The 24043-nt window shown below is 73.3% G+C and carries 26 protein-coding genes; 14 read left to right on the top strand and 12 right to left on the bottom strand.

Annotated features, from left to right (window positions below):
• Positions 1–79: 79 nt before the first annotated feature.
• From gmd to SD460_RS21885, 5 genes are all read left to right on the top strand, one after another.
• A complete protein-coding gene (gmd, locus tag SD460_RS21905; protein WP_290056343.1) occupies positions 80–1201 on the top strand; it encodes a GDP-mannose 4,6-dehydratase in 1122 nt (373 codons plus the stop codon).
• Positions 1198–2352: a glycosyltransferase gene (locus tag SD460_RS21900; RefSeq protein WP_318306642.1), complete on the top strand. Its 1155-nt coding sequence runs from the start codon at positions 1198–1200 to the stop codon at positions 2350–2352. The genes gmd and SD460_RS21900 overlap by 4 nt, the downstream gene beginning before the upstream one ends.
• Before the next feature lie 145 nt (positions 2353–2497).
• Positions 2498–3304 (top strand): glycosyltransferase, encoded by an 807-nt coding sequence (locus SD460_RS21895; RefSeq protein ID WP_318306641.1) that lies wholly within the window; start codon positions 2498–2500, stop codon positions 3302–3304.
• Positions 3289–3957 carry an acyltransferase gene (locus tag SD460_RS21890; protein ID WP_290063122.1) on the top strand — a complete coding sequence of 223 codons (669 nt, stop codon included), beginning with the start codon at positions 3289–3291 and terminating at the stop codon, positions 3955–3957. Before SD460_RS21895 ends, SD460_RS21890 begins: the two co-directional genes overlap by 16 nt.
• Positions 3942–5192: a hypothetical protein gene (locus SD460_RS21885; RefSeq protein ID WP_290063120.1), complete on the top strand. Its 1251-nt coding sequence runs from the start codon at positions 3942–3944 to the stop codon at positions 5190–5192. Before SD460_RS21890 ends, SD460_RS21885 begins: the two co-directional genes overlap by 16 nt.
• Here the strand turns inward: SD460_RS21885 and SD460_RS21880 are convergent.
• Positions 5156–6301, bottom strand: coding sequence for a hypothetical protein (locus SD460_RS21880; RefSeq protein ID WP_318306640.1), 1146 nt, complete (start codon positions 6299–6301; stop codon positions 5156–5158). The genes SD460_RS21885 and SD460_RS21880 overlap by 37 nt on opposite strands.
• A 133-nt stretch (positions 6302–6434) precedes the next feature.
• Here SD460_RS21880 and SD460_RS21875 point away from each other — a divergent pair, with 133 nt between their 5' ends.
• Together SD460_RS21875 and SD460_RS21870 are read left to right on the top strand one after the other, a co-directional pair.
• Entirely contained in the window at positions 6435–7175 is a 741-nt protein-coding gene (locus SD460_RS21875; RefSeq protein WP_290061232.1) for an FkbM family methyltransferase, read from the top strand.
• Complete coding sequence (locus SD460_RS21870; protein WP_318306639.1) at positions 7172–8005, top strand: FkbM family methyltransferase; 834 nt, start codon at positions 7172–7174, stop codon at positions 8003–8005. The genes SD460_RS21875 and SD460_RS21870 overlap by 4 nt, the downstream gene beginning before the upstream one ends.
• Here SD460_RS21870 and SD460_RS21865 read toward each other — a convergent pair.
• Entirely contained in the window at positions 7969–8517 is a 549-nt protein-coding gene (locus tag SD460_RS21865) for a serine O-acetyltransferase (RefSeq protein WP_290061236.1), read from the bottom strand. The genes SD460_RS21870 and SD460_RS21865 overlap by 37 nt on opposite strands.
• Before the next feature lie 36 nt (positions 8518–8553).
• On the opposite strand from SD460_RS21865, the gene SD460_RS21860 reads away from it, so the two are divergent.
• Positions 8554–9408 (top strand): class I SAM-dependent methyltransferase, encoded by an 855-nt coding sequence (locus SD460_RS21860; RefSeq protein ID WP_318306638.1) that lies wholly within the window; start codon positions 8554–8556, stop codon positions 9406–9408.
• On the opposite strand, the gene SD460_RS21855 is transcribed toward SD460_RS21860, so the two are convergent.
• Both SD460_RS21855 and SD460_RS21850 read right to left on the bottom strand, forming a co-directional pair.
• Complete coding sequence (locus SD460_RS21855) at positions 9360–10295, bottom strand: glycoside hydrolase family 43 protein (protein WP_318306637.1); 936 nt, start codon at positions 10293–10295, stop codon at positions 9360–9362. The genes SD460_RS21860 and SD460_RS21855 overlap by 49 nt on opposite strands.
• A 72-nt stretch (positions 10296–10367) precedes the next feature.
• Positions 10368–10820, bottom strand: coding sequence for a hypothetical protein (locus SD460_RS21850; protein ID WP_290061241.1), 453 nt, complete (start codon positions 10818–10820; stop codon positions 10368–10370).
• A 560-nt stretch (positions 10821–11380) separates the two neighbouring features.
• On the opposite strand from SD460_RS21850, the gene SD460_RS21845 reads away from it, so the two are divergent.
• Both SD460_RS21845 and SD460_RS21840 read left to right on the top strand, forming a co-directional pair.
• A complete protein-coding gene (locus tag SD460_RS21845; protein ID WP_290061243.1) occupies positions 11381–11677 on the top strand; it encodes a hypothetical protein in 297 nt (98 codons plus the stop codon).
• Positions 11664–12701: a ketoacyl-ACP synthase III family protein gene (locus tag SD460_RS21840; protein ID WP_318306636.1), complete on the top strand. Its 1038-nt coding sequence runs from the start codon at positions 11664–11666 to the stop codon at positions 12699–12701. Before SD460_RS21845 ends, SD460_RS21840 begins: the two co-directional genes overlap by 14 nt.
• A gap of 65 nt (positions 12702–12766) precedes the next feature.
• Here SD460_RS21840 and SD460_RS21835 read toward each other — a convergent pair whose 3' ends face one another.
• Positions 12767–14086 (bottom strand): EAL domain-containing protein, encoded by a 1320-nt coding sequence (locus SD460_RS21835; protein WP_290061248.1) that lies wholly within the window; start codon positions 14084–14086, stop codon positions 12767–12769.
• Positions 14087–14233: 147 nt separating this feature from the next.
• On the opposite strand from SD460_RS21835, the gene SD460_RS21830 reads away from it, so the two are divergent.
• Complete coding sequence (locus tag SD460_RS21830) at positions 14234–14710, top strand: helix-turn-helix domain-containing protein (protein WP_290061255.1); 477 nt, start codon at positions 14234–14236, stop codon at positions 14708–14710.
• On the opposite strand, the gene SD460_RS21825 is transcribed toward SD460_RS21830, so the two are convergent.
• On the bottom strand, positions 14703–15230 hold the full coding sequence (locus tag SD460_RS21825; RefSeq protein ID WP_290061249.1) for a hypothetical protein: 528 nt from the start codon (positions 15228–15230) through the stop codon (positions 14703–14705). The genes SD460_RS21830 and SD460_RS21825 overlap by 8 nt on opposite strands.
• A 255-nt stretch (positions 15231–15485) precedes the next feature.
• On the opposite strand from SD460_RS21825, the gene SD460_RS21820 reads away from it, so the two are divergent.
• Positions 15486–15761 (top strand): hypothetical protein, encoded by a 276-nt coding sequence (locus tag SD460_RS21820; protein ID WP_290061250.1) that lies wholly within the window; start codon positions 15486–15488, stop codon positions 15759–15761.
• Between the two features lie 36 nt (positions 15762–15797).
• Here SD460_RS21820 and SD460_RS21815 read toward each other — a convergent pair whose 3' ends face one another.
• Positions 15798–16994, bottom strand: a complete 1197-nt coding sequence (locus SD460_RS21815) for an FAD-dependent monooxygenase (protein WP_318306635.1) — start codon at positions 16992–16994, stop codon at positions 15798–15800.
• Between the two features lie 44 nt (positions 16995–17038).
• On the bottom strand, positions 17039–17578 hold the full coding sequence (locus SD460_RS21810; protein ID WP_290061253.1) for a helix-turn-helix domain-containing protein: 540 nt from the start codon (positions 17576–17578) through the stop codon (positions 17039–17041).
• 58 nt (positions 17579–17636) lie between these two features.
• Between SD460_RS21810 and SD460_RS21805 the strand changes: the two genes are divergently transcribed.
• Positions 17637–18959 carry an alpha/beta hydrolase family protein gene (locus SD460_RS21805; protein ID WP_318306634.1) on the top strand — a complete coding sequence of 441 codons (1323 nt, stop codon included), beginning with the start codon at positions 17637–17639 and terminating at the stop codon, positions 18957–18959.
• A 336-nt stretch (positions 18960–19295) separates the two neighbouring features.
• Here SD460_RS21805 and SD460_RS21800 read toward each other — a convergent pair whose 3' ends face one another.
• Genes SD460_RS21800 through SD460_RS21785 form a run of 4 tightly spaced genes read right to left on the bottom strand, consistent with a single transcriptional unit; the run spans position 19296 to position 23176 of the window.
• Positions 19296–19613 (bottom strand): DUF4387 domain-containing protein, encoded by a 318-nt coding sequence (locus SD460_RS21800; protein WP_290059534.1) that lies wholly within the window; start codon positions 19611–19613, stop codon positions 19296–19298.
• Positions 19606–20970, bottom strand: a complete 1365-nt coding sequence (locus tag SD460_RS21795; protein WP_290059532.1) for an acyclic terpene utilization AtuA family protein — start codon at positions 20968–20970, stop codon at positions 19606–19608. The genes SD460_RS21800 and SD460_RS21795 overlap by 8 nt, the downstream gene beginning before the upstream one ends.
• 5 nt (positions 20971–20975) lie before the next feature.
• Positions 20976–21905 (bottom strand): phosphoglycerate dehydrogenase, encoded by a 930-nt coding sequence (locus tag SD460_RS21790; protein WP_290059530.1) that lies wholly within the window; start codon positions 21903–21905, stop codon positions 20976–20978.
• 5 nt (positions 21906–21910) lie between these two features.
• Positions 21911–23176 (bottom strand): MFS transporter, encoded by a 1266-nt coding sequence (locus SD460_RS21785; RefSeq protein ID WP_290059528.1) that lies wholly within the window; start codon positions 23174–23176, stop codon positions 21911–21913.
• A 94-nt stretch (positions 23177–23270) separates the two neighbouring features.
• Here SD460_RS21785 and SD460_RS21780 point away from each other — a divergent pair, with 94 nt between their 5' ends.
• Entirely contained in the window at positions 23271–23972 is a 702-nt protein-coding gene (locus SD460_RS21780; protein ID WP_290059526.1) for a GntR family transcriptional regulator, read from the top strand.
• Positions 23973–24043: the final 71 nt, after the last annotated feature.

The following is a 24043-nucleotide window of genomic DNA, read 5'->3' as shown; positions in this document are numbered from 1 at the left end:
TCGCCGGTGCTGTCGTGCGGGCCAATGATGGAACGAGCCCATCGGACGCCGACGGATCGCACTTTCCGGGAGTACCGCGATGCAAACCGCTCTGATCACCGGGATAACCGGACAGGACGGAAGTTACCTCACCGAGCTCCTGCTCGCCAAAGGGTACGAAGTCCACGGAATCATCCGCCGCGCGAGCACATTCACGACGACCCGCATCGACCACCTCTACCGGGACCCGGTGCGTGACCCCGGCCGGTTGATCCTGCACTACGGCGACCTCACGGACGGTTGCCGCCTGGCCAATCTGCTGGCCGGCATTGCTCCGGACGAGGTCTACCACCTCGCCGCGCAGAGCCACGTGCGGGTGAGTTTCGACGAACCGGTGTTCACCGGCGACACGACCGGCCTCGGCACGACGAGGCTTCTCGAAACCATCCGAATGGTGGATCTTCCGTGCCGGTTCTACCAGGCGTCCAGTTCGGAAATGTTCGGCGAAACACCACCGCCGCAGAACGAGGAATCGCCGTTGCGCCCGCAGTCGCCTTATGCGGCGGCCAAAACCTACGCCTATTGGGTGACCCGCAACTATCGCGAAGGTTATGGCATGTTCGCCGTGAACGGGATCCTCTTCAACCACGAGAGCCCGCGCCGCGGCGAAACGTTCGTGACGCGCAAGATCACCCGCGCCGCGGCGCTGATCCGCGCAGGCAAGCAGGACGTCCTGCACCTGGGGAACCTCGACGCCACAAGGGACTGGGGGTACGCTCCCGAGTACGTCGAGGCGATGTGGCTGATGCTGCAGCAGGACCGGCCGGACGACTACGTCGTCGCGACCGGGAAACCTTGCACGGTCCGGGAGTTCCTCGAGCACGCGTTCACGCACGCGGGCCTCGACTGGCACGACCACGTCCGCTTCGACGACCGCTACCTGCGCCCGGTCGAGGTCCCCGCGCTGATCGGCGACCCGGCGAAGGCCGAGCGCGAACTCGGCTGGCGAGCCCGCGTCCACGCCCCCGAACTGGCCCGGCTGATGGTCGACGCCGACCTCGCCGAAGTGCTGGAGCCCGGAGCGCCCCGCCCACGGACGGCCGTGCACGACACCGCGCGGCAGGCCCAGCCTGTCGACGGCCCGGCGCACGCCGCGCCGTCGTCCCGAAGCGCGTCACCCCAAGCGAAACCGCCGGACAGCGCGTGGCAGGGCGCTCGATGACGCTGCGCGTGCTGCACGCCGTCGCGAGTGTCGGGGACAGCTACGGTGGGGTCGCGGCCGCCGTCGCCGCCCTGGGCGAGCTCGAGGCCCGGTTGCGGCACGACGCCACGCTCGTCACCGTGCACCGCCCGGAAGAGGGTGGCCGGATCCTGCGGGACCTGCCGCTCTGGTTCGACCTCGAACTCGTGCCGCCCGGCCGGTTCGCCGGCCGCTTCCACGGTTCGGTCCGGCTCAAGTCCACCTTGGACCGGCTGGTGCCGCAGCACGACCTCGTCGCCGTGCACGGGGTGTTCGACCTCACCGCGCAGCTGTGCGGCCGGACCGCGCGCCAGTACGCCGTGCCGTACCTGCTGTGGCCGCACGGCAGTCTCGATCCCTACGACCTGCGCAAGCACGCCTGGGCGAAACGGCGGCTCGCGCCGTTGTGGCGCGAGACCCTCGCCGGGGCGGCCGCGGTCGTCTGCACCACCGCGCGCGAAGCCGACCGGCTGGTCGGCTTCGGTGCCGACCCGCGCCGCACCGTGCTGCCGCTGCCCGTCCCCGCGGCGGCCCCCGATCCGCGCTCGGTCGCGCGCCGCGCCTGCGGGCTGCCCGACGGCGGGCGGATCGTGCTGTTCCTCGGCCGGATCGACGAGAAGAAGGGCCTGCCCCTGCTGCTCGACGCCTTCGGGCGGGCGGCGGGTCCCGGGGACGTGCTGGTCGTCGCCGGCGCCGGCGACGACCGCCTCGACCAGGAGCTGCGGCTCGCCGCGGCCCGCCGGACCGGGCCCGGCCGGGTCGTGTTCACCGGCTGGGCCGACGCGGCCCGCCGTCGCGACCTGCTCGCCGCCGCCGACGTCTTCGCGCTGCTGAGCGACAACGAGAACTTCGGCGTCGCGGTCGCCGAAGCGCTCGCGGCCGGAGTCGCGGTCCTGGTCAGCGACGAGGTCTACCTCGGCGACGACCTGGCACCGGAAGGCGCCGCGGTGGTGACCAGGCGCGACCCGGCGGCGGCCGGGAAAGCCCTGCGCGACCTGCTCGCCGACGACCGCAGACGCCAGACCATCGGCGCGGCCGGCCGCGCGTGGGCCCGCCGCGAACTCGACGACACCCGGATCGGCGACCGCTACCAGCAACTGGTGAAAGAGGTACTCGCACGATGGTCCGCCTGAGCGTCCTCATGCCCTGCCTCGACCCCGGACACCACCTCGCCCCGGCCCTCGACGCATTGCCAGGCCAACTCGCCGACGACCGCAGACGCCGGGCCATCGGCGCGTCCGGCCGCTACCAGCAACTGGTGAAAGAGGTGCTCGCACGATGGTCCGCCTGAGCGTCCTCATGCCCTGCCTCGACGCCGGGCACCACCTCGCCCCGGCCCTGGACTCGGTGCTGGGCCAGCTCGGCCGCGACGACGAGCTGGTCGTGCAGGACGCCCGGTCGGCCGACGGCTCGGCCGAGCTCCTGGACCGGCTGGCCGCCGGAGACCCGCGGCTGCGCGTGGTCCACGAGCGTGACGAGGGCCAGTCCGACGCGCTGAACCGCGCGCTGGACCGGGCCCGCGGCGACTTCATCCTGTGGGCCAACGCCGACGACCTGCTGCTGCCCGGTGCCCTGGACGCGGTGCGCGCCGCCGTCGAGCCGCGGACCGAGGTGGCCGTCGGCGGCTGGCAGCTCGTCGACGGCGACGGCGGCCTGCTGCGCGAGAGCCCGGCCGAACGGCTCGACCGCGGACAACTGCTCCTACGCGGCTGCTACGCGTTCTCGGGCGCGCTGGCCGTCGACCGCCAGTTCCTGCACTCCCGCGGCGGGTTCGCAGCCGACCTGCACTACGTCATGGACTTCGACCTGATGCTGCGGCTGGCCGACGCCGACCAGGTCGTCGTGCCGGCGCCGCTCGCCGCGCTGCGCTACCACGACGCCAGCAAGTCCGGCGGGCTCGGCCGCCGCTTCTTCACCGAGGGCGCCCGGGTGCGGTGGCGCGGCTGCCGCACCGCGCCCGACGCCGTCCGCGCACTGGCCGGCACGGCCTGGCACGCGGCGGGCGTCGCGACCGCGAAGCTGCGGTTCGGCGCCCGCTACACGTCCCTGCGACAGAAGGTGGTTTCCCGGTGTTCGACCAGTTGACGAGCCTGGCCCGCACGGCCGCGTGGCTGCTGCCGCCCGGACGCGGCAAGAACCGGGTGTTGCGGCTGCTCGGCCACGACGTCGACCCCGCCGCCCGGATCGGGATCTGCCTGTTCCGCGGCGCGACGGCCGTGCGGGTCGGCGCCGGGACCGTGATCGGCTCGGGCAACACCTTCCGCGGGCTGCGCGTGCTCGACCTCGGCGAGGGCGTCATCGTCGGGCAGTTCAACTGGATCTCGACCGCGCCGTCGCTGCGGGACGTCAGCGACGGCGACCACGGCGCCCTGCGGCTGGGCGAGCACGCCGTGCTGACCAACCGCCACTACGTCGACGTCTCCGGCGGGGTCGTGCTCGCGCCGTTCGCGACGATCGGCGGCGTCCGCAGCACCGTGCTGTCCCACAGCGTCGACCTCGAGACGGGACGGCAGACCACCGTCGCGGTCCGCCTCGCCGAAGACGCCTTCGTCAGCACCAACTGCGTGGTGATGGCCGGGACCAGGCTGACCGAGCGGGCGGTGCTCGCGGCCGGCAGCGTCACCGCGCTGAACCGCGAATACGAGCCGAACACGTTGTTCGGCGGGGTGCCGGCGAAGGCCATCCGCGAGATCGACGGCGCGTACTTCCACCGGACGCGCGCGTGGATCGGCCGCTGACCCGCACCGGGCTCCTGCCGGCCCTGGTCGCCGGCCTCGGGCTGTGGCTCTACCTGCCGCTGGGCGGCCGGTTGTCGGTGACGGAGCTCGTCGCACTCCTGCTGACGCCGCCGTGCGTGTTCGCGCTGCTGAAGGCGCGGCGCGGGCCGGCGGTGCTGGGCACCGGCCTGCTGTGGCTGGCCGGGCTCACGGTGAGCACCGTGCTGCACCCGGCGCCGGGCGGTGAAGTGCTGCGGGCGTTCGCGTCGCTGGGCACGCTGGTCGTCACGATCGGCCTGCTGTGCCTGGTGCTGCGGTCCGACGGCGACCCCGCTGCGCTGCGACGGCGGGTGCTGCTGGGGTTCGCGTGGGGACAGCTGGCCGGGCTGCTGGTGACACCGCCGGAAGTGGCGGCGCTCGACCCGTGGAAGTTCGGCGCCGGCCAGGCCGTGACGCTGCTCGTGCTCCTGGCCGCGGAACGGCTTCGGCCGCGCACCCGCCGTTACGCGGTCCCGGTCCTGCTCGTCCTGCTGGCCGCGGGGCACCTGGGCACCGGGTCGCGCAGCCTGGCGGTGCTGACCGTGGCGGCCGGGCTGGCGGCGGTGCTCGCCCCGGTCGGCGGGCGCCGGAAGGGCCGCGCGCGGGTCGTCGCGCTGGTCGTCGCGGTCGGCATCGGGGCGCTGGTGCTGCAGCAGGTGTACGTGACGCTGGCGAACGAGGGCGAGCTGGGTGCCGCGCAGCAGCAGAAGGTCCGCTTCCAGGAGGGCGACTTCGGGCTGCTGGTGGGCGGTCGCAAGGACGCGGTGTTCCTGCTCGCCGGCATCGCGGCGAGCCCGGTGACCGGCTGGGGCCCGGGCGCGGTGGTGCCGCCGGAGGTCAAGGCGTCGGCGCTGGACTGGCTGGCGGCGAACCGCTACCCGGTCCACGGCTACGACCGCTTGACGCTGGTCCAGCCACCACAGCTGTACCTGCACTCGATCCTGCTGGGCGCGTGGGCGACCGCGGGGGTGCTCGCTGTGCCGTTCTGGGTGCTGGCGCTGGTGCTGCTGGCGCGGGGCATCACGCGGGCGTTGCGCCGCGGCGGCGTGGCGGAGGTGTACGTGCTGCTGGTGGCGTTCTGGCACGTGTGGTTCTCCCCGCTCGGCGACACGACCCGGGGGCACCTCGCGCTGGCGCTGGCGTTGGCCCTGACGTCGGTGGCGCACCGGGAAGAGCCGGTTCAGCCCGGGGAGGTGCTCACGGCGGGAGCGCGGTGATGGCGCCACACCAGCGCGCCGAGCACCACCACGCAGGCGGCCGCGTACCCGGCCGCCCCGCCCGCCGCGCCACCGACGTGCGCGCCCAGCGCGAGCCCCGCCAGGCCGGACGCCACGCCCACCGGCAGCAGCACGCTCATCGCCACTTCGTCGCCGCGAGCCTGCCGGACCAGCACGAGCAGCTGCGCGACGACCACGACCACCAGGGCCGCGAGGTACCACCGCACCGCGGGCACCGCGTCCGTGAACGCCGGCCCGGCCACCAGCGGCACGAGCCACCCCGCCGCGACGAAGACCACCGCCGACGCCGCCACCGACGCCGCGCCGACCAGCCGCACCACCCGCGACGCCGCCGGGGCGCCCGCGGCCAGCGCGGGCAGCACCGCCGTGCCGGCCGCCGTCACCAGCACCAGCAGCGGGCCCAGCAGTCGCGCGCCCAGCGCGTAGAACCCCGCCTGGACCGGCCCGGCCACCGCGGACACGACGACCGTGTCCAGCAGCGCCAGGTTCCCGGCCACCCCGGCGCCCGCGAACCGCAGGCCGTACCTCAGCGGGCCGGTCGCCGGGCCGCGGCTCGGCGGTGCCCGGAACAGCGACCACGCGAGCATCGCCACCGTCCCGGTCAGGAGCCCGCCGAGCAGCGCGATCGCCGCGGGCACGCCCGCCGCCACCAGCGGCACCCCCACCCCGAGCGCCACCAGCCGCTCGCCGATGACCAGGCCGGCCGCCGCCCCGGCGCGGCCGCGCAGCTGCCGGCCCGCCTGGACGACCAGCAGCGCCGCCCGCACGACGCCGTACGCGGCGGCGAGCACCACCGGCAGCCCGAACACCGCGAGCACGGCCACCACCGCCAGCAGCGCGCTCTTGCGCACGACGAGAAGCCGTTCCACGCCGGCCGGGACGGCGCCCAGGCGGCCGCCGTCACGCAGCAGCCGGGCGGACGCGCCGAAGTCGCACAAGGGAACCAGCGCCGAGGCCACGCCGTACCACGCGGTCGCCGCGCCGAAGGCGGCCGCGCCGGTGTGCCGGGCCAGCAGCAGGAGCTGGATCCCGGTCAGCGCTTGCGCGGCCAGCTGCCCGCCGCCGAGGCGGAGCGCGGCACCGAGCACACCCCGGAAACCATTACCCGAAGGGGTTGTCCTGGCCGTCCGGGACTGCGACACACAGCCGAGTCTGCCGAGAATCGAAGGAGGTTTCGATACGGGCCGCTGGTTTTCGCCGGATCGAAGGACGTGGAGCAGGATGTCGCAGGACCTCGCCCGGCTCGTGCCGCCGCCGATGCGCGCGCTCATCAAGCGTGCCGTCAACCGGTTCGGCTTCGAGGTTTCCCGTGACCCGTTCGCCCACCGCCTGGTGCGCCTGTGCGACTCGCTCGGCGTCCGGTCCGTAGTGGACGTCGGCGCCAACAGCGGCCAGTACGCGCGCCTGTTGCGCAGCGCCGGGTACCGCGGGCGGATCCTCTCGTGCGAGCCGCTGGCCGTGCCGTTCGGCAAGCTGCACGCGGCCACCACCGAGGACGCGGACTGGCGAGCGGTCCGGACCGCGCTCGGCCGCGAAACCGGCCGGGTGACGATCCACGTGGCGGGCAACTCCTACTCGTCGTCGGTGCTCGACATGCTGCCCGCCCACGTCGACGCGGCGCCGGAGTCGGCGTGCGTCGGCCACGAAGACGTCCCGATGACCACGGTGGACGAACTGCTCGGCGGCGAGGTCACCGAACCGGTGCTGCTGAAGATGGACGTCCAGGGTTACGAGGCGGAAGTGCTGGCGGGAGCGGAACGCACGCTGCCGTCGATCTCCGTGGTGCAGGCCGAGCTGTCGCTGGTCCCGCTCTACGGGGCGCAGCCGCTGATGGAGGAGGTCGTGCGCCGCCTCGACGACCACGGGTTCGCCGTGTGGTCGCTCGAGCCCGGGTTCCGCGACGCCCGCACCGGCCGGATGCTGCAGTGCGATGGCGTCTTCGTCCGGCGGGACCTGGTGTGACGCTCCCGCGGCCGCGGCTGGAGGTCGGGCCGGGCAGCGGGAGCCTGCGCACCCGGGCGGCACTGGGCCTGGCCGGCTGCCACGCCCGGCTCACCGGCGGCCGGGTGCACGTGCCGGTGCTCAAGGTCCTGGACCGCCTGCTGCCCGGCGGTCCCCTGCCGCGGGTGCGCGCGAGGCTCGCGCCCGGTGTCGACGTCGACCTGGACCCGGCGGGCGCGCTGGCCCGCGCCTCGGTGATCGCCGCGGGGTACGAGCACGGCGAGGTCGAGGCGCTGGCCGAGGCGCTCCGGCCGGGCGGGCTGTTCCTCGACGTCGGTGCGAACATCGGCTGGTTCACGCTGATGCTGGCGGCTCACCGGCCGTCGGCCCGCGTGTGGGCGTTCGAACCCCTGCCCGCGACGGCGGACCGGCTGGCCGCGAACGTCCGCCGGGCGGGCCGGGACAACGTCCGCGTCGTGCGCGCCGCGGCCGGGCGCGCCACCGGGACCGTCCCGTTCACGTCCACAGTGGACAGCGCGTTCGCGCACCGGGCCGAGGGAGCGGGCCCGTCCGTCGTCTGCCCGGTGACCACAGTGGACGATGAGTGGGACCGCGCCGGGCAGCCGCGGGTGGACGCGGTCAAGGTCGACGTCGAAGGCGCCGAGCCGGACGTGCTGCGCGGCGCGGAACGCGTGCTGCGGCGCGACCACCCGGTCCTGCTGGTGGAAACCCCGGGCGCGGCCGCGGTCTCGGCCGTCGAAGCTGTTCTGGCGCCGTGGGGTTACCGGCGGCGGCCCCGCGCGAGCCTGCTCCCCTACAACTCGCTGTTCGGCTTCGCGGGGACGGCGTGAGCGGGGACGCCGACGGCGAGCGCGCCGGGCGGGACGTCGGTCAGCACCACGGCACCGGCCCCGACGCTGGCCCCGTCGCCGACGCGCACGCCGCCCAGGAGCGTCGCGCCGGCCCCGAGGAACACGCCCGAGCCGACGACGGGGTAGGCGTGCCCTTCGCGGTCGCCGAGGCGCTCGCCGAGCGTCACGCGCTGGCACACGAACCCGTCCGGGCCGAGCACCGCGCCCGCGCCGAACACGACCCCGCCGGGGTGCTCGAGCCGCAGCCCGGGCCCGATCCGGCAACCGGGTACGAAGTCGGCGCCGGTCAGCGCGTGCGTGAACCCGCGCACGAGGTACGCGCCCGGCCGCAGGACCCGGTGCGCGTACAGCGTTTCCTGCACGCGCAGGAGCAACACGGCCAGCACACCGGGTCTGGACAGCAGCAGCCACAGCACCCGCACCGGCGACCGCACGGGACGGCCGGCGGCCGCCGCGAGGTCCGCGGCCCACACCGCACGGAAAGCGCGCATCCGACCTCCTCGCACCCGAGAGTAAGGAGCAGACTCGTGACGAGCATCCCGGAACCCGTGGCGCGCCACCAAAGTGTGGCCCACCACGCCGGGTTCGACTACACCGCGGGCTCGCCGCACCTGCGTCACCGCGGCCTGCACGGGCGGGTCGTCGAGGCGTGCCGGGACGTCGTGCGCGAGGTGCTGGCCCGCTGGGGCCACTGCCGCGTCCTCGAAGTCGGCGCCGGGCACGGCACCTTCACCGACCACATCGCGGCGCTCGGCGCCGAGGTCTGGGTGACGGAGCTGAGCCAGGACAGCGCGACCCGGCTCGCGGACCGGTTCCGGTACAACGCGAACGTGCACGTGCGCCCCGACCCGGACGGCACCGCGGCGGCCGCGCTCGGCACGTTCGACGTCGTGCTCTGCCTGTCCGTGCTGCACCACATCCCGGACTACCTGGCCGCGGTAGGCCAGTACACCGCGCAGCTCGCGCCCGGTGGCGCGTTCGTGAGCTACCAGGACCCGCTGTGGTACCCGCGCCGCAGCCGGGTGTCCCGCCTGGTCGACCGCGGCGCGTACCTGACGTGGCGGCTGGGCCGGCCGGACCGCGCCCGCGGGCTCGCGTCCCTGTCCCGGCGCCTGCGGGGCGCCTACGACGACAGCTTCCCCGGCGACAGCGTCGAATACCACGTCGTGCGGCTGGGCGTCGACGAAGACGCGCTCGAAAAGCTGCTGCGGGAACGCTTTTCCGCCGTCCGCGTCGACCGGTACTGGTCCACCCAGGCGGGCCCGCTGCAGTGGCTGGGCGAGCGGTTCGGGCCGCCCACGACGTTCGGCCTCGTCGCGACCGGCGCGCGGCCTCAGCCGAGGACGGGTTCCGTCCCGTCGAACCGGATCGGCAGCGAGTAGAGCGCACGTGCTTTCCGGCCGCCGAGCCAGCCGTGGAAGTAGATCCGCCCGTCGGCGACGGCCGCACCGCCCGGCCCGTCGACCGTCCCGCCGAGGCCGGCCGTGGTGAGCAGGTCGCCCGCCTTGCGGTAGGGCCCGGTCAGTGCCGACGCGGTCGCGTACGCCGTGTGGTAGGTCTCGTCGGTGAAAGTCCCGGCCGAGTAGAGCAGCGTGTACCCGCCGCCGGTCTTGACGAGGCAGGGAGCTTCGATGACGCCCTTCTCCGCCGGCGAGTCGACGCGCAGCAGGGGTTTCCGGCCGCCGACGGCGGTGAGGCCGGTCGGATCGACCTGCTGCAGCCACAGCGTCGAAGGGGGTCCGTTGCCGTGCAGGCTCTTGTAGAGCAGGTACCGGGTGCCGTCGGCGTCGGTGAAGCCCTGCGGGTCGATGTCACTTCCGTCCTGAGGCGGGCAGACCAGCGGCCGGTCGCCGACGGGCCGGTAGGGGCCCCGCACGTCCGCGGCGACGGCCGCGCCCACGCACATCACGGCGCGCCCGGCGTCGGTCGCCGAGAAGTACATCAGCCAGCTGCCGTCGGCGCGGGGAGAAACGTCGGGCGCCCAGTACTGGGTCCCGGGCACCGCCCAGGAAGGCGGGGAGCTCAGGGGGTCGCCGACGACCCGCCACGGACCGGTGGCGTCCCCGGCGGCGGCCATCGGGACGGAACCGGCCGGTCCGGTGGTCGCGAAGGCGAGGTAGCCCTCGGCCACGCGGACGACGGAGGGGTCGGGGAAGTCTTGAGCCAGCAACCGTTCCGGGGCCGCGACGAGCGGCGGCTGCGCTGCGGCTGCCGGGGCGGGTGCTGCGAACACCGCGCACAACAGCACCGCCGATAGTCTCGAAGTCATGCGGGATCTCCTCGCGCAAGGCGCCGCCGCGGCCGGTGGGGCGCCCCGGCCGCGGCGGCGTGGCCATCGTCGTCAGCCGACCGCCGGCAGCGTGGGCAAGGTCGGCAGCGTCGGCAAGGTCGGCACCGTGGGCACGCCCGGCCCACCGAGCAGGCCACTGATCAACGCGGCCAGGCTCGCCAGCAGACCCTGCAGGGCCGCGGTGAGCGCGTCCGGGGTCGGCAGGCCCGGCGGGAAGGCCGAAAGGGCGTCGCGGGTCTTCCGCTGGGCGTCCCGCAGTGCCGGTGCCGCCGGCCGGGTGGACTCGAGGGACGTCAGTTCGGCGCTCAGCCGCGCGAGCTGGCGGTGGGCGAGCCGCACGTCGCCGGTGCGGGCGGCGCGGGCGAGGTTCTCGCGGATCTGCTGCACGGCCGCCTTCGTGTGCGCGGCCGAACTCGCCGGTGCGGCGGCCGCGGCCGCGGTGCCGGTGACGGAAAGGGCCACGGCCACCATCGCCGCGGCCGCCAGCCGGGTGCGGACGTTCATCGTCATCACTCCTCGATCTCGGTGGAACGGACCACGCCATCCTGACCCAGCGCACCGGTGAGCGAAAACGACCGCCCGGCAAAGCATCGCGGTGATCAAACGCGCAATTTCCGTTCCGTGCCCGGACTTCCACTCGTCCGGGGCATCCGGTCCGCGCCACACCCGCGAGCGTTCACCACAACGCAGCAATCGAAAACACACTGGGTACCCAGCACCTGCGCCTGCACATGCAGGCCCTCGGACCGGTACACCGTGGAAAACCCGCCGGGAACCGACGCACCCGCGGACTCGAAACGCTTCCAGCGCTGCCGCTACCCAGAGTGAGCAACACCCGAAGGATCCTCATGATCCGCTTCCGCGAAAACCCGGCTGTTTCGAACAAAACGCTTCCCGTAGCAGTCGAGCTGATCACTCTGTGTATCGGGGTGGGGCTGACCGCGCGTGATCATCACGGTAGGTTTTCCGGCGTTCCCAGGGGCCCGACGACGCGTCCCCACCCATCCTCGAGCCGGCGCGTGCCCCGTGGTGCGCGCTGTTTTGCCGTGCCGAAAGGAAGTTGCTTGACCGCCACGACGTTGACACAGGTGCTGCGCGAGACCCACACCGTCACCGGGCCCACCCGGCTGATCGTGCGGTGGGACCGCGAGACCGGCTGGGCGCACCTGGCCATCGCCGTTCCGGGCGCCGGCCCGGCCTGCTTCGCGGGTTTCCACCGGTTCGCCGGGGGAAGCGCCGGAGCCGTCGCCGCCGAGCTCGCCGCCGCCGGGTGCGCGTCCGCTCCCCCGCTCCACCTCGACGACACGCTGTCGGAGATCGAAGCCGTGCTGCCGGAGGTGGCCTCCGATGCGCGTGGATGACCTGCACCTCAACGGGATCGGCACCGACGTCGGGGCGCTGACCCCGGTCGCCGTCTCGCTGGCGGCCGGCGAGTTCACCGCCGACGACGCCGGCCGGACCGGCCAGCTTTCCACCGCCGTCGCCGGGCTGCCCGGCCCCGAACTGGCCGTGCGCGCGGGGCGCGAAGCCCTGCGCCAGGCGGAAACCACGGGCGGCATGCCGATCTGGCCGACGCTGTGCCTGCACGCCGGGATCTACCACTCCGGCATCGACTTCTGGCACGCCGCGTCCTACGTGCGCGACCAGCTCGGCGTCGGCGCCGGCCCGGGGCTCACGCTCGAACTCGGCGCGATGAGCAACAGCGTGGTGGCCGGGCTGGACGTCGCGGTGAGCGTGCTGCGCGGCCGCCCCGACCACGACGCCGCGCTGATCACCGCAGGCGACCGCTTCGGCGCGCCCGGCTTCCCGCACTGGACCACCGACACGGGCATCGTCTACGGCGACGCCGGCAGCGCGGTCGTGCTCTCCCGGCGGCCGGGCCTGGCGCGGATCCGCGCGATCGCCTCCTACACCGACCCGTCACTGGAAGGCCTGCAGCGCGGCAACGAGCCGTTCCGCCCGGCCAGCATCACCGCGCACCAGTCGCTCGACATCCGCAGCCGCAAGCGCCAGTGGCTCGGCCGGCACGGCGGCCCGGCGCACGTCGACAGCCGCAACGCCGACGGCGTCACGACCGTGGTGAAGACCGCGCTGGCCGACGCGGGCATCGACCTGCCCGACATCGCCCGGATCTGCGCCCCGCACTACGGCCGCCGCCTGGTGCACACGCAGATCCTGCGCCCGCTCGGCATTCCCGAGCAGCGCACGATGACCGAGCTCGGCCTGCGGGTCGGCCACCTGGGCGCCAGCGACCAGATCGTGGCGCTCGAGCACCTGCTACGCACGGGCGAAGCCGGCCCGGGCGACCACGTGCTACTGCTGGGCATCGGCGTGGGCATGACGTGGACGGCGGTGGTCCTGCAGCTCGGTCCAGCACCCGGGTGAGCAGTCCCGCGTGGCTGTCGTGAGTGCGGCCCGGGATCTCGGTCTCGGGCCGCCGGCTCCCCGCATCACCCCATCGGGAAGGTGCGGCCGACCCACGTCTCGGCTTCCGCGCCGGTCGCGTACGTCGGCAGGTACGGCCCGGACGCGACGACCACCCCGAGGCCGAACAGCAGTTCCGCGTGCTCCTGGGAGGGCACCCCGAGCGCGCCGACCTTGATCCCGAGTTCTCCGGCGCGCTCGACCAGCTGCCGGATGGTGCGCACGGCCTGCGCCGGCGGGTCGTCGACCTCCAGCGCGTCGATGACGGCGCCGGTGAGCAGCACGGCGGGCGCGGGCACGTCGAGGGCGGGCAGCAGCTCCAGTTCGGGCAGCCCGGTGACGTGGACGACGAACACCACGCCGGCCCGGGCCAGCTCGCCGAGGGAGCCGAGCAGGTCGCCCCGGTCGTCCAGCAGCGAAGGGCCGTCCGTGCAGAGCATGAGGTGCCGGTGCGTCAGTCCGTTGCGGTCGAGCTCCTGGCCGACGAAGCGCACGAGATCGCCGTCGATCGCCATCCGGCGCGGCAGGGTCAGGCAGACCATCGGCGCGGCGTCGCCGAACCGGGCCCGCCACTCCCCGGCGGTGCGCAGCGCCTCGGTCAGCAGGTGCCGGCCGAGCGCGACCGTCATGCCGGTCGTCTCGGCGAGCGGGTAGAACTCCTCGGGCCGCAGTTCGCCCAGCTCGGGGTGGCGCCAGCGCAGCACGGCGTTCAGCGAGGTGATGATCGCGCCGTCCGGCAGCACGACGTGCGGACGGTACGCGACCGCCATCTCCCCGGAGGCCAGCGCCCCCGCGATGCCGCACGCGAGGCGGTACCGCCCGGCGTCCGCGTGCCCGGCCACCGGGTCGAACCGCACCCACCGCGTCTGCCCGAGTTCCTTCGCCCGGCGCAGCGCGACCTGCGCCGACCGGATCGCTTCCGCCGGGAGCGCCTTCTGCGTGCCGACGAGGAAAACGCCGACGCTCGCGCTGATCCCCACGCCCAATCCGTCCACATAGGACGGCCGGCCGAGCGCGGCGATCACCGACTCCGCCAGTTCCCCGGCCGACGTCTCGTCGTGCTCGCCCGGCAGCGCGACCGCGAACACGTCACCGGGGAGCACCGCGAGCAGCGGACGGCGGTCGCGGAAGATCGCCTCGAGCGTCCGCGCCACGCCTGCGAGCAGCTCGTCGGCCGCGTCGAACCCGAGGCCGTCGCGGACCACGGCGAACCCGTCGAGGCCGATCAGGAGCAGAGCGACCTGGTTCCCGGCCTCCGCCGCCAGCAGCGGCGCCAGCCCGGCTTCCAGCCGAGCGCGGCCGGGCCACCCGGTCACCGGGTCGAGGGCGGCGGAGCTGTCGGGCACCCCTCGGCCACCTCCTCGTCCAGTGCGCTTCCGCCGGCGCGGGCCACCGGCTCTGGCGGGCGCCGCTCGGCGTCGGGCCAGGGTAGGGGCAAGGCTAGTGTGTCCGAGCGCCCCGCCGCTGTGGAGGCGCGCCCGAGAGGAGCGATGGTGCAGCTGGATGCCGGTGCCTACCAGCGCATGCTCGGCGAGGAGCTCCGCCGGCTGCGCGAGGAGCGCGGCCTGACGCGCCGCGACCTCAACCACCGGCTGCACAGCGATCTCTCGCTGCAGACGCTCGCCACCTACGAGCTCGGCACGCGGCAGTGCTCGGTCGTCCGCCTGGTCGAGCTGTGCGTGGCGCTGGAGGAGTCCCCCGAAGCCCTGCTGGCCCGCGTCGGACGGCGTTACTTCGGCACTTTCGGCACCCTGTCCGGCGGCGTCCGGATCGACCTGCGCCGGGTCGCCTGCGCCGGGCATGAAGACCTGGCGCCGTTCCGCCGCTGGGCCGAGGGCAGGCTGGCCGAGTGCCGGACGACGGGCGCCCCGCACGAGGTGCACCTGGACCGGCCCGCCCTCGATCACCTGGCGGAGCTCTGCGAAACGACGACCGCGGACCTGCTCGCGCGGATCCGCCTGCTCAGCTGACGAGCTGCCAGAGGTAGCTCGCGTTCTTGACCGGCGCGGACACCTTCTTCGTCCAGATGGTCTTCGTCGTGCAGGGCGGGACGATGTGGTACTTCCGCACGGTGAACGTGCGGGCCTCCTTGTACTGCTGCAACCGCAGCAGCTTGCCGGCGGGCACCGTCGCCGCGTAGGACCACGAGTCGGACTTCGCGTAGCTGGCGCCCACGCTCACCGCGAGCGAGGCGCTGGCCTTGGCGAAGATCACGCCCGCTTCCACGCTGGTCGTCCCCGTGATCGACGCGTTCACCGTCGACGTCGCCGTCTTGTTGTAGGTGATCGTGCCCGGCCCGCGGAGGTAATCGCTGCGGAGGTTCGTCGCGAGCCAGGACCGTGAGGAATTGGAGAAGGTGTAATCGGGCGGATCCCGCACCTCGGGGCACGGGTACAGCGCGAGGGCCTGCGCGCCGATCCCGGTCGCGGCGGGCACCACCCCGGACGCGCAAGCCAGCAGGACCACGGCGGCGATGGAACGCATACGCATGACGGGCTCCCCTAGTCGATCTTGAGAGCGACCCTAGGCGCACCGAGCGGCCGAAGCGCGCGAAGTAACCTTTTCGGGCTACGCGGTTTGCCCGTCAATCAATTGGCATGATTCCAAACAACGACCCCTGGTTGTCACTCGTTCGAGTGTATTTGCCTTCGATTCACCACCGATTCGGTGGCTTTGAGTAACCCCGACGCTCTTTCGGTCGACATCCCCTGCGTCGCCGGACCCCGAAGGAGAGGTCGTTCCCTCGTGAGCTCTCATGGCCCCGTCTTCCTGACCGCCCACGACTCCGCATCCCCCCGCTGGCACCTCCGGACGCCGGCCGGCCGCTGGCCGTTCCTGGCCGCGGCCGCGATCGCGGTGGTACCCGCGGACGAGGGACCCACCTGGCCGACCGCCCTCGTGATCATCGCGGTCGCGGTGATCGTGTGGCTCGTGCTCGCGGTGCGCCGAGCCGCCGCGAAGCTCGACACCCTGCTCACCGAGGAACTCGGCGACCGGCGGCGGGCCGATGTGGACCGTTGAGCGGGTGGTCCACATCGGAAAGCGGCCGGCAGAGACCTACCGGCTCGTGACCGACGGCCCCGAATCCGGCACGCCCGCGTAGTCAGGCAACTCGACACCGTTGACCGCCCGCTCGACCAGCCCGCTGAGCCATTCCATGTCGGGCTCCCCCGCCGGCTCGGCATCGGCGTCAGCGGCTCCGCGCATCTTCGCGTGCAGGCGGCCGATCTCCTGGTTGGCTTCGACGAACGCGCGCATCCGCTCCTCGTAGCGGGCGAAGCCGGCCGCCGGGTTCCAGTCGGCGGCGGCCAGGTCGCCGGCCAGCAGGTAGGCGCCGATCAGGGCCAGGCCGGTGCCTTGCCCGGACAGCGGTGACGAGCTGAACGCCGCGTCGCCGAGCAGCCCCACCCGTCCGCTCGACCAGCGGTCCATCACCACCTGGGCGACCTGGTCGAGGTAGAAGTCCGGGGTGTCGTCGAGGTGCGCGAGCAGGCGCGGGGTCAGCCAGCCCAGGTCGGCCACCTGCGCGCGCAGCAGGCTCTTCTGGGCCTCGACGTCGCGGTGGTCGACGTCGAAAGCGGGCGCGGTGAAGGAGAACATGGCCATCGCGCGGGTGGCGTCCCCGATCGGCCGCAGCATGGCGGAGCGGCCGGGCTCCTGGTACTCGAGCAGCCAGCGGTCCAGCCCGAACTCGTTGGGCACGCTGTAGAACGCCAGCACGTGCCCCAGGTGGCGGACGAACCGCTCGCGCGGCCCGAAGACCATCGCCCGCAACGACGAGTGCAGCCCGTCGGCGCCGATCACCAGGTCGAAGCGCTGCCGGTCACCGCTCTCGAAGGTCACGTCGACGCCGTCGGCGTCCTGGGTGAGCTCGGCGATCCGGTCGCCGAAGCGGTACTCGACGCCGTCGCGGGTGTCGTCGTACAGCACCCGGGACAGGTCTCCGCGCAGGATCTCGATCTCCGAGATGTAGCCGTCGCCGCCGTCGTCTTCCGCGCTGAACGTCTCGAGCACGTACCCGTCCGCGTCCACGGTGTGCGCGCCGGCGGTTTCGGTGCGGGCGGCGCGCACCGCGTCGTCCAGCCCCATCAGCCGGATGACCTCCCTGGTCACCCCGCGCGCGTCCACCGCCTGCCCGCCGGGACGCAGCCCGGGAGCCCGCTCGACCACGGTCACCTCGGCCCCCCGCCGGCGCAGCCAGTGCGCCAGCGCGGGCCCCGCGACGCTCGCCCCCGCCACCAAAACCCTGCTCATGCGCTTCCCCCAGTCCGGATCGGTGCCGGGATAGTACAGCGGCCTCAGTCGGCGGCGGGCTGCTCGCTGGGGAAGAGGATGGGGCTGAGCAGGTACCGCGCGCGGCCGGGGGCGGGCCGATTGGCCAGCCGGGGCAGGATCGCGGCACGCAGTTCGTCGTTCATCGCGACCAGTTCGTCCCGGTTCAGCCAGATCGCGTGCTGCCGGTAGCCGACGGGATCGGTGGCCGGATCGGCGTTCTCCCGGTCGAGGTAGGCGTTGAACTCGGCGACCAGGGCGGCGACCGCCACCGCGAACCCGCGCCGGTGGTCCTCCGGCGACAGCGCCGCGGCCGTGTCCGGGTCGATGGAGGCCCGCTCCGGACGCAGCTCGTAGTGGCGTTCGACCGCGCCGCGCACCCGCCGTTCCTCGGCCACGCGCAGGATTCCGCCGGTGGTGAGCAGGTCGACGTGCCGGTAGACCATCGCTTTCGAGACGTCCGGCAGCAGCGCGCAGAGCTGGGCGGTGGTGTGCGTCCGCCCGCCGCGCATGGCGTGCACGATCCGCAGCCGGACCGGGTGCGCCAGCAGTTCCAAGGTGTCCACTACCGAACGATCTCACACGGTGATACCGTTCGCAAAAAGTGAGAAAGGTGGGGGGATCATGACGGACCGGGGGCCGGCGGCCGTCGCCGCGGCGGTGGTCGGGATGGCGGCCGAACGGCGTTTCGCCGACGTCGAGGAGTTGTTCGCACCGAGGCTGCGGGCGGTGGCGTCCGCCGAGACGCTGCGGGTCGGCTGGGAAGGCGAGCTCGCCAAGATCGGGCCGGTGTCCGCGGTCGGCGCCCCGGTGACCGAACCGGGCGAGGCGGGTCTGGTGCGGGTGAGCGTCCCGGTCACGGGTGAACGCGGCGGGCTCACGGTGGTCATGTCGGTCGACGACGCCGGCCTGCTGCACGGCTTGCGGCTCGCGCCACCGGCCGGCACGTCGTGGGAGCCACCGGACTACGCCGACCCGCGCCGGTTCACCGAGCGCGAAGTCACCGTCGGGTCCGGTCCGCTCGCGGTGCCCGGCACGCTGACCGTTCCCACCGGGCGCGGCCCGTGGCCGGGACTGGTGCTGCTCGGCTCGGGGCCGTTCGACCGCGACCAGACGACCGGCCCGAACAAGCCGTTCAAGGACCTGGCGTGGGGCCTGGCGAGCCGCGGCGTCGCGGTGGCCCGGTTCGACAAGGTGACCCACTCCCACCCCCACGTCGGTGCCGAGCCCGGGTTCACGATGACCGGGGAGTACGTGCCGCACGCCCTCGCCGCCGCCCGCCTGCTGCGGCAGCGGCGGACGGTGGACGCCGAGCGGGTGTTCGTCCTCGGCCACAGCGGCGGCGGCAAGGCGGCCCCGCGGGTCGCGGCCGCCGACGCGTCGATCGCCGGCGTGGTGAGCCTCGCCGGCGACACGCTGCCGCTGGGCCCGGCCGCCGTCCGGGTCGTCCGGTACCTGGCCGAGCTGGACCCGGGCCCGGCCACGACGGCGGCCGTCGAGTCGGTCACCCGGCAGGCCGCGCTCGCCGACAGCCCCACCCTGTCCCCCACGACCCCGCCGTCGGACCTGCTCTTCGGCTGGCCGGCGTCGTACTGGCTGGACCTGCGCACGTACGACCCGGTCGCAACGGCGGCCGCACTGCCCAAGCCGATGCTCATCCTGCAGGGAGGCCGCGACTACCAGGTGACGGTGGCCGGCGACCTCGCGCGCTGGCGAGCGGGCCTGTCCCACCGCCCCGACGTCACGATCCGCGTCCACGACGCGGACGACCACATGTTCTTCCGTGGCGAAGGTCCCGCTTCACCCGCCGGGTACGGGTCACCGCAGCACGTGGACCCGGCCGTGGTCGCCGACATCGCGGAGTGGCTGGGTGCCCAGCGGAGGGAAAACTCCGGGCGCTGGTTCGGCCGCGTCCTCAGCCGGATCCGAAGCACACCAGGGGGATGAACGGCTCCGCGCTCGCCGGCGGATTCGGGAATTCGCCTCGAACGGCGAAGAATCCCGATATCGTACCCCGCGGAGGGGAGTCGCCATGGCGCGAGTCACCGCGGAAGAGAATCATGGACCACGGCGGAAACTCCGGTGGATCCGGCATTTACTGCGCCGCCGGGGGCGTCCGCTCACCGGGCTCGAGGCGTTCAACCTGATCGAATTGAAGCGGGGCGCCGATCCGATGCGCTGGCATTCCCGGCACGGCGTGTGGCCGGAGGCCGGGCCATCCTCGACGGCGCCCGCCCGGGACGCGGAAGGCGCGAACCCGGGCGGGGATTGACCGGGCCCGGCTCAGGCCGGCACCACCAGGCGTGCCAGTGGCACGTGGTGCTGCCCCGCGTGCATGTCGCGGTCCCGCAGCGAGCCCTGGCTCACCGGGCGCGGGAAAGAAATCTTCACGACGTTCAGCGACGGGATGCGGAAGATACCGATCGAATGTTCGTCGACGTGGTAAAGCGAAGCGATCACGCGCTCATTCAGGAACGTCTCGTCCGCCGCCACCCGGTAACCGTCGGCGTCGCGCATGAACAGTTCCATGGTCACCCAGAACGGGCCCGCGTTCTTCGACCGGACCTCGTGGGCCAGGTCCGCCAGCGTGGTTTCAGGCATGGGTCTTCCCCTCGAACTCGATGCGGAACAGCTCCAGTGGCGCGCAATCGACGACGTGGTTCAGCACGAATTCGTACGCCGCGCCGCGCTCGACCTCCGCCGGGGAGGACGGGAACGCGAAGCTGGGCAGGTAGTCCATCGACGGCGTCGGCAGGTGCAGCATCAGCGGGTTGGCCACCTTCGCCACCGCCGTCGCCGTCGGCTGGTCCGGGGCGTTGACCAGCAGCATCACGCCCACCTCGCGCGGCGGTCCGGTCTCCGGCTCGAGCTCGCCCAGGACCGCGTTGTGGCCGTACAGCCGCAGGTCGAACGCGTACTCGCCGGCCGCCAGGCCCAGCGTCTGGCTGACGCGCTGGGTGATCAGCGCGCGCATCAGCGCGGCCCACTCGTCGATGTCGGCCAGCACCAGCGGGTCGCGGATCGCCGAGAACGACATCGTCTCGTACCCGGTGACCCGCGCGCCTTCGAGCTTGATCGTGTGCTGGTCGGCGACGTGGAACTTCGAGCCGGTCACCCGGACGACCCGGTCGTCGACGGCGGTGTATTCCGCCTCGCGGACGTCGAGGGTACCGTCGGGTTCGCGCATCTCGAACGGGTTCGCCGTCTCGTAGAGCATGTGCGCCGCCACGAGGATCGGGGTGCACGCCGCGTCCGGGTCGAGCGGCTCGATCGTGAAGCCGTCCGCGTCGATCGTCGCCAGGACGCCGCCCGCGCGCGGGTTGTCCGTGCACTGGCCGCCGCACTCGACGATCTTGGCCGCGTGCCACACCGGCCCGGCCGGCAGGCCCTTCATGAGCGGGTACGCCGCCGCGACCGCCGTGTCGGTCGCGCGGCCGGCGAGGACGACCTGCGCGCCCGCGCGCAGGGCCTCGACGATCGGCTCGTGGCCCATCGCGCCGACGATGTGCGTGCAGCTCTCCAGGGTCTCGGCGGCCAGTTCTCCCAGCGGGGGCAACGGGTGCACGCGGCCGGCGCCGAGGTGTTCCTTCAGCTCCGCCGCGTCCTGCTCGCTGTAGATTCTCGCGACCTTCAGGTCCAGGCCTTCCTCCGCCAGCACTTCGGCGGCGATCCCGGCGACCCAGTCGACGCCGGCGTCGGTGCCGCTCGTCCCGCACGAGCCCACGATCACCGGGATCCCGGCGCCCGCGGCCGCCGTGAACAGGCTGCGCAGGTCGCGCGCGACGGCTTTGGCGGTCGTCTTGGCCGTCGCGGCGCCGAGGTAGTACGGGCCGGAGTCCGTCGACCCGCCGTCGATGCTGATGACATCGGCGCCTAGCGCGATGCCGCGTTCGACGGTCGCGTGGTCCCAGCCGGCGCCGAGCATCCCGCTCGGGGCCAGCACGCGCACCTTGTCCATGGTCTTCAATTCCCTCCGTTGACAACGAATCGGGCCCGGCCGGCCAGTGCCGCCACGAGTTCCTCGGCTCCGCGCAGGCCCGCGGCCCGGCGCGCTTCGGCGGTCTGCCCGGCCAGGTGCGAGTAGACGACGATCCCCGCCACCCCGCGCAGCGGACTGTCGGCGGGCAACGGTTCTTCGCCGACGACGTCGAGCGCCGCCCCGGCGATCTCCCCAGCCCGCAACGCTTCGACGAGCGCGGCTTCGTCGACGATCGCGCCCCGGGCCGTGTTGACGAGGAACGCCGTCGGCTTCATCCGCTTGAACGCCAAGGCGTCCAGCAGCCCGCGGGTCCGGCCGGTCAGCGCCGTGTGCACCGACACGTAGTCCGAAGTGGACAGCAGCTCGGGCAGCTCGACGAACCGGACGTCCGGGCCGCGCAGGCCGGACGTGCAGACGACGGTCATCCCGAACGCGCGCGCCAGCGGCACCACCGCCCGCGCGGTGGCGCCGTACCCGATGAGCCCGAGCGTCGACCCGCGCAGTTCGCGCCCGTCCTCGCGCGGCCACTCCCCCCGCGCCACGCCGGACGCCGACTGCACGAGCCGCCGGGCCCCGGCGAGCAGCAGGCCGAGGGTGTACTCGGCCACCGCGTTCGCGTTGACCCCGGGCAGGTTGCTGACGCTGATCCCCTGCCGGGCGGCGGCTTCGACGTCGATGGAGTCGTACCCCACGCCGGTCCGGACGACGGCCCGCAGCCGCGGCGCGCGGGCCAGGACGTCCGCGGTCAGCGGTTCGTTGGCCACCAGTGCCGCGTCGATCCCGTCCAGCGCCGCGACGAGCTGCTCGGGATCGCGCTTGCCCACCATCGGCGAGTGCGTAGTTTCGAACCCGGCGGCGCGCAGGTACTCGTCCGCCTCGTCGCCGGGGCGCAGGAAGTCGGCGGTGATCAGCACGCGGGTCACAGTGCGCGCCCGTCGGTGCGCCGGCGCTGCAGCTGGGCCACGCGCGCCACCAGGAGCACCGCGATCGCCGTGACGAGCGCGATGTCGAGCAGCAGGAACGGCCACCCGGTCACGTCGACCATGCCGCCGACCAGTGCCGGGCCGGCGAACCCGCCGCTCGACCAGCCGACGGTGTAGAGGCCGGTGTAGGTACCGAGCACCCGCGCGGACGGCGCGAGGTTCCACAGGACGACCGCCATGTTGACCATGAACGCCGCCGCGCCCGCGGCCGCCACGCACATCGCGACGACCGTGCCGGCCGGGGTGCGCACGAGCGTGCCGAGCACCATCGCCGCGGCGAACACGGCCATCCCGATCAGGATCACCCGCAGCCTGCCGAAGCGTTCGGCCAGCAGCGCCACCGGGTAGGCGGCCGCGAGGAACGCCAGCCCGCTGGGCAGGGTGAGCCCGCCGGCGTCGCCGCGGGACATGCCCAGCGTCTCCATGCCGTAGTTGGTGACGAGCGACCGCGACGCGAACCACGCGCCGCCGAAGGCGAAGACGGCCGCGATGACCAGCAGCCGGCTGCGGTCGGCGTCGCGCCCGATGTCGAGCAGGACGTCCCGCATCCGGACGCGGGGCCCGGTGTCCTGCCCGGCGCGGTCCTCTTCGAGCGCGGCCTGATAGGCCGGGGACTTGCTGTCGCGCACCCGCCACGCCAGCACACCCATCGACACCAGCATCAGGACCGCCGGGATGGCGAAGGACAGCTTCGGGAAGTCGTCGATGAGGAAGATGCTGATCAGCGCGGCGACGATCACCGTGATGCTGGAGGCGATCTTGACCGCCGCGTTGGCCCGGCTGCGGCGCTCGGGGCCGATGAAGTCCGGGAGCAGCGACTCGGCGATCGGCTTGAACGAGTTCGCGACGAGCGCGTAGCCGAACATGACGAGGATCAGCAGCGGCAGCGAGACCGCGGCGTGCGGGATGAGCACGAACAGCACGGCCGCCACCGGCATGCCGGCGACGAGGTACGGGATGCGCCGCCCCCACGACGTCCGGGTGCCGTCGGAGCGGTTGCCCATCCACGGCTGGATGAAGATGCCGAGCAGGTTGTCCATGCCCATCAGCGCGCCGATGAGCGCGGCGCTGCCGAGGTGCTCGCGCAGCAGCGGCGGGACCTGCGAGTCGTAGAGGTTCCACGTCGACTCCTGCGCGAAGACCGCCAGAGCCACGTAGAACGTGATGCGTCCCGTCCGGACGCGCGGGGTGGTCAACGTCATCGTCGGCACCTTCCCTTGGGCTTGGCGGCCACCGTACTTTTGCTATAGCAAGATGGTCAATAGTTGCAAAAGAGTTTTGCCGTAGGCTGGCCGCATGATGGGCGAGACGCTGCAGACCGACACGCTGGCCGACCGCGTGTACCGCGCGATGCGCGACGCGATCACCACCGGCGAGCTGCGCCCGGGCCAGAAGGTCACCGAGCGCGGGTTCGCCGAACAGCTGTCGGTCAGCCCGACACCGGTGCGCGAGGCCATCCGCCGCCTGGAACAGGACGGCCTCCTCGAGCGGTCGGGCCCACGCACGGTGAAGGTGGCGATGTTCGCCGGCGTCGCCGTCGCCGACCTCGCGGAGGTCGAGGTCGGCCTGCGCGGCATGGTCGCCCGCTTCGCCGCCCGGCACGCGACACCCGAGCAGCTGGCCGGGCTCGACGAGATCCTCGACGAAGCCGACGACCTGCTCATCCTCATCAAGCAGCGCCACGAGGCCGGGCAGGACGTCGTCAAGCACGTGGGCCGGCTCTTCGACGCCATGCAGCGCTTCAACGGACTCGTCGAGTCGTGCGCCGGCAACCCGGTGCTCGTCCGCCTGCTCGACCAGACCCGCGTGTTCTCCAGCCCGGAGCGGCGTTCGCGGGTACTCGAACGGGTGAGCGTGGACGAGACGTTCGGGTTGGACCGCTACGCGACCCACCGCGCGCTCGTCCGCGCCCTGCGAGCCGGCGACTCGGTCCGGGCGGAAGCGCTGGTGCTGGAAGACGCCCGCGGCGGCCTCGGCGACCTGCTCGCAGGGTCCTGACCAGAGCGCCCCAATGTGGCGTTCGGTGCGTCCAGCGCACCCAATGTGGCGTTCGGTGCGTCCAGCGCACC

Origin of the sequence: Amycolatopsis solani (assembly GCF_033441515.1) — a bacterium.
Lineage (GTDB): Bacteria > Actinomycetota > Actinomycetes > Mycobacteriales > Pseudonocardiaceae > Amycolatopsis > Amycolatopsis solani.
The sequence above is the reverse complement of the archived record's forward strand: the minus strand, read 5'-3'. Positions and strand labels throughout refer to the sequence as shown.